Source organism: Aquabacterium sp. (assembly GCF_021768455.1).
GTDB lineage: Bacteria > Pseudomonadota > Gammaproteobacteria > Burkholderiales > Burkholderiaceae_C > Aquabacterium.
Genome location: NZ_JAIZVX010000237.1, coordinates 1 through 3,421 on the forward strand (window position 1 = coordinate 1; position 3,421 = coordinate 3,421).

Below are 3,421 nucleotides of genomic sequence, written 5' to 3' on the forward strand. Positions count from 1 at the left end.
TCACCAGTCCTCCTTCACGGCCATGACGGCATCCTGGCCCACGGCGGCGCGGCCAGCCAGCAAGGCGGTGAGCGTGCCCGCGGCCACCACGCTGGCGCACAGGGCCATGAGGCGCCACCAGGGCAGCAGCAGGTCCATGGTCCAGTGGAAGCTCTGCGGGTTGACCACGTGCACCAGGACCACGCTCACGCCCATGCCCAGGGCCAGGCCCAGCAGGGCGCCCACGCCCGTGAGCGCGGCGCCCTCACCGGCCACGGTGGCCAGCACCTGCCCCCGCGTGAAGCCGAGGTGGGCCAGCAGGCCGAATTCCTTGCGCCGCGCCAGCACCTGCGCCGAAAAGCTGGCCGCCGTGCCAAACAGCCCGATGCCGATGGCCACGGCCTGCAGCCAGTAGGTGACGGCAAAGCTGCGGTCGAAAATGCGCAGCGTGGTCTCGCGGATCTGGCGCGGTTCGGCGAACTCGATCTGTGCGCCATCTAGGCCCGTGCGGGTGGCGGCCGTGCGGATGGCCGCCTGGACCGCATCGGTGCGGGCCTCGGGCTGCAGCCACAGGGCCAGGTCATTGACCGTGGTGTCACCGGTGAGGCGCTGGTAATCGGCCTCGTGCAGCACGATGGCGCCTTGCTGGCGGGCGTAGTCGCGCCACACGCCGCGCACGAAGGCGGGCACGAACGGCTGGCCTGCGCGCAGGGGCAGGGCCAGCGTGCGGCCGGGGTGGGCAGCGTAGAGGTCGACCATGGCCTCGCTCACGTAGATGGGGATGACCGGTGCGGCAGGGTGGTCGGGCATGGCGACGAGTTCGCCGACCAGGGGCAGGCTTTTGGCCGGGTCCACCAGTTCGCGCGAGATCAGGGCCACCGGCGCTTGGGCCGCGTCCAGCGAGAGGCTGCTGACGCGCACACCGCCCACGCGGCGCACGCCAGGGGTGCGGGCGATCTCGGCCAGCAGGGCTGGGCCCAGGTGCAGACCGTCGCCATCGGGCCCATCGCCGCCGGCCTTGGCGGTGCGGGCATAGAGGTCGGCGGGCAGCACCACGTCGAGCCAGCCGGTGACCGAGTCGCGGAAGCTGGCCACCATCACCGTGAGGGCCACCGAGAGGCTCAGGCTGGCCACCACGCCCGCCATGGCCACAGTGGCCGTGTGGCGCATGCGGCGGGCGCGTTCCACCGCCAGCAGGGTGGCCGGGTGGCGTGGCGCGGGCAGGGCGCCCAGCAGCAGGCCGACCAGACCGGGCACGCAGGCGATGCCGCCCATGAGCACGCAGGCCACGGCGATGTAGGCCCACAGCGGCACGCCACCCACCGCGGGCAGCAGGCTCAAGCCCCCGCCCAGCACCAGCAAGGCCGGCCCCAGCCACTGGCCGTGCCCCGCCTGGCGGGCATCCCCCAGGCCCTTGAGCGCCTGGGCCGGGGCCAGGCCTTGCGCCGAGCGCGCTGGCAACCAGCCGCCCGCCAGCGCGGCCACCACGCCCAGGCCACCGTACAGCGCCGCCGCCCAGGGCGACCACTGCAGGCTGGGCGCGATGCCGGGGAAGTAGCCTCCGCCCAGGTCGCCGGCCAGCAGCTTGAGCGCGGCGGCGGCCAGCCCCGTGCCCAGGGCCAGCCCCAAGGCCGAGCCCAGCAGTCCCACCGCGGCCGATTCCCACAGCACCAGCTGCAGGCGCTCGCGGGCGCTCAGGCCCAGCACGCCCAGCAGCGCAAACTGTTGCTGCCGCTTGGCCACCGAGAGCGAGAGGATGGAAAACACCAGAAAGCCCCCGGTGAACAGGGCCACCAGGGCCAGCACCGTGAGGTTGACCCGGTAGGCGCGCGAGACGTTGGAGACCCGCTGGCTGGCCTCGCCCGCCGCATCGGCCTGCACCCCGGGAGGCAGGCGCAGCGCACCGATGACGTCGTTCAGGCGGGCCCCTTCGGCCAGCTTCACATCGATGCGGCTGAGCTGGCCCAGGCGCCCGAACCGGTCCTGCGCCGCGGCGATGTCCATCACGCCCAGGGCCTCGCCGCCCGCGGCCACGGTGGCGCTCACGCGCAGGCTCAGTGTCGTCTGGCCGTCCGCTCCACCCAGCACCGTGAGGGCCTCGCCCACCTGCACGCCCAGCTGGCGGCGCGCGCTGGCGTTGAGCGCGATGGTGTCGAGGGCGAAGCCGTCGAAGCGGTGGTCCTGGGTCGACGAAGAGGTCAAGGAGGATGTCGACGAGTGGGGCACAGGCTGCGGCAACAGGGCCGGGGCCAGGGGCGCGGCCACCAGGGCGTCCAGGCCGATCACGCGCAGGGGGTGCAACCGCCCATCGCGGCCCAGGGCCTGGGTGCGCAGCGCCACCACCGGGCTGGCCACGGCCACCTGCGGGTGCTGTGCCACGCGGGGGTAGAGGCTTTCATCGAAGCCCCCGCGGGCGGCCTGCAGGCTCACATCGGCCTGGCCATTGACGCTGCGCACCGCCGCGCTGAACTCGCTCAGCGCCGATTCGTTGATCAGGTGCACCGAAAACGCCAGGGCCACGCCCAGCAGCACGGCCAGCACCGCCGTGGCGTGGCGCGGCCCATGGTGGCGCCACTCCGGCCAAGAGAAGGACCGCAGCAGGCGCCACACCGGGGAGGGCATCGCCTGGGGCACAGACGCCCGACCCTCAGCCATGGACGCGCTCGCGCAGGCCGGTGGTGGTGAGCGTGAGCACCCGGTCGGCCCGCGCTGCGGCGGCCTGCGAATGCGTGACCATCACGCAGGCTGCGCCGTGCAGGCGGGTCTGCTCGCTCAGCACCTGCATGACCTGCTCGGCGGTGTGCGGGTCGAGGTTGCCGGTGGGCTCGTCGGCCAGGATCAGGGCCGGGCGGTGCACCAGGGCGCGTGCAATGGCCACGCGCTGCAGCTGCCCGCCAGAGAGCTGCTGCGGCAGACGCTCGCCCAGGCCACCCAGGCCCACGGCCTCCAGCATGGCCTGGACCCGCGTGCGGCAGGCCGCGGGTGCCTCGCCCAGCAGCATCAGGGGCAGGGCCACGTTCTGGGCCACGCTCAGGTGGGGCAGAACGTGGAAGGCCTGGAACACAAAGCCCAGGTGCTGGCGCCTGAACAGGGCCTGGGCGCGTTCCCCCAGGGTGGTCAGTGGCGTGCCCAGCACCTCGACGCGGCCTTCCGATGGCACGTCCAGCCCGGCCAGGCAGTTCAGCAGGGTCGATTTGCCCACACCCGATTCGCCCACCAGGGCCACGAACTCGCCCTGGGGCACATCGAGGTCGACCTGAGAAAAAACCGGCTCGGTGCCGTAGCGTTTGGCGAGTTGGCGAACGTGGAGCATGCCCGGGAGCATATCGGGCAAACGGCCCCGCCTGGCGCGCAGACCGCGTAGGGCCCTGACCGACGGGCTTGCCGAGCCGAGACACGCCCGCTACAGTGCGCGGCGATGTCTGCCCTGCCCTCTGATCCC

General features: G+C 73.1%; 2 protein-coding genes. Both read right to left on the minus strand.

The window, feature by feature from the left end; translation table 11 throughout:
• Positions 1-2,601: an ABC transporter permease gene (locus QZ994_RS19140; protein ID WP_290877483.1), complete on the minus strand. Its 2,601-nt coding sequence runs from the start codon at positions 2,599-2,601 to the stop codon at positions 1-3.
• Between the two features lie 25 nt (positions 2,602-2,626).
• Entirely contained in the window at positions 2,627-3,292 is a 666-nt protein-coding gene (locus tag QZ994_RS19145) for an ABC transporter ATP-binding protein (protein ID WP_290877486.1), read from the minus strand.
• Positions 3,293-3,421 lie beyond the last annotated feature (129 nt).